Source organism: Roseovarius roseus (genome assembly GCF_043355935.2).
Classification (GTDB): domain Bacteria; phylum Pseudomonadota; class Alphaproteobacteria; order Rhodobacterales; family Rhodobacteraceae; genus Roseovarius; species Roseovarius roseus.
In genome coordinates this window covers 1-1,525 of sequence record NZ_JBHFPE020000048.1, presented here as the reverse complement: position 1 = coordinate 1,525, position 1,525 = coordinate 1, and the positions used below count along the sequence as shown (strand labels likewise).

The 1,525-nt window shown below is 60.4% G+C and carries 1 protein-coding gene; it reads right to left on the bottom strand.

All coding sequences use genetic code 11. From position 1 onward, the window contains the following. Positions 1-62: 62 nt before the first annotated feature. Positions 63-1,448 (bottom strand): transposase, encoded by a 1,386-nt coding sequence (locus ACEWPL_RS19365; RefSeq protein ID WP_393932154.1) that lies wholly within the window; start codon positions 1,446-1,448, stop codon positions 63-65. Between the last annotated feature and the right edge of the window lie 77 nt (positions 1,449-1,525).

Sequence of the window (1,525 nt, the reverse complement as noted above, 5' to 3'; positions counted from 1 at the left end):
AAAAACAGCGTGTTTCTGGCGCAGAAAGTGGCGGCTTGAATGGAGCGCGAGCGCCTTTCTCATTAGGCTTTTTGCGTTTGCTGCGGTGCAGGAAAGATCTTCGCCAGTTTGCGAAGGTTCTGGGCGGTTGCGGCGAGGAGGAATTCGTCATTTGCGCCGCATGGACCACGTAATCGGAGCCGCCCCAGGCCAAGGATGCGCTTGAGGTGGGCGAAGAGCATCTCGACCTTCTTCCGGAGCTTCATCGAGATGTCGTATTGGCGGGTCTTCGCGATGTCGCGGGCGACCTGGCGGGCATCCTCATGTTCCTCGCGGGTGATGGACCGGAAGTCCATGTTGGGGCAGCAGCGCGGCTTTGAGGGGCAGGCCTGGCAGGTGAGCTTCAGGCCGCGGTATTTGGCTATACCCTTGCCGGTCGGTCCTCTGTTCGGGTCGGAATAGTTCCGGCGGAACTGCTTCAGTGGCTGGCCCTCAGGGCAGATGTATTGGTCGTTCTCGGCGTCCCACTCGAAGTCGGCGCGGCTCCAGGTGCCGTCGGTGCGCCCGGACTTGTCCAAAACCGGGATGTATGGTGCGATCTTGCGGTCGACCAGCCAACCCAGCATCGGCCCTGTGCCGTAGGCGGTGTCGGCGATCAGCCGCTCGGGATGCAGGTCGAACCGGACCTTCACACGATCCAGCATGGTCTTGGTCGAGCCGACCTCTGCCTGTCGGATTGATCGGGTCGCTTCGACGTCGACGATCACTCCGTGATCGGTGTCGATCAGGTAATTGTCGGAATAGCTGAAGAAAGCAGGCCCCTTGCGTGCTGCGGTCCACTGGCTGGCTGGGTCGGAATGCGAGGTGAACTTAGGCCGAACCTCGCTGGCGGCGCCGAATGCGGCCTCGTCCAGCGTGTCGAGATATTCGCGCACTGCGCGGGTCGCGTCGGCTGGATCAATCTGCGAGATGTCCCAATCCTCCTTTGGCGTCGAGTTCTGCTTGTTGGCATCCGCCTCGATCAGGCTGGCATCGATCGCCATGCGCTGGCCGCTGACAAGGCCTTCGGCGATGCACCGTGCGACGGTCGACTCGAACAGATGCCGCAGCAACTCGCTGTCACGAAACCGGCCGTGGCGGTTCTTGGAGAAGGTCGAGTGATCCGGCACCCTGTCGGAAAGATCGAGGCGACAGAACCAGCGATACGCTAGGTTCAGATGCACCTCTTCGCAGAGCCGCCGCTCTGAGCGGATGCCGAAGCAATAGCCGACCAGAAGCATCCGGATCAGCAGCTCGGGATCGACGGAGGGACGGCCCGTGTGGCTATAGAAATCCGCCAGATGGGCAGGGATACTGCTCAGATCGACAAACCGATCAATGGATCGAAGCAGGTGATCCTGGGGAACATGTTCCTCGAGCGAGAACTCGTAGAACAGCGCCCGTTGCGCCTCCTGCCTCGGTCCCATCATCGCCGATCCTCCCCTCAATTACAGAAATTGAATCAGCAGTTCACGTCTCGATCAAGGAAGAGTTTTTCAACGGAATA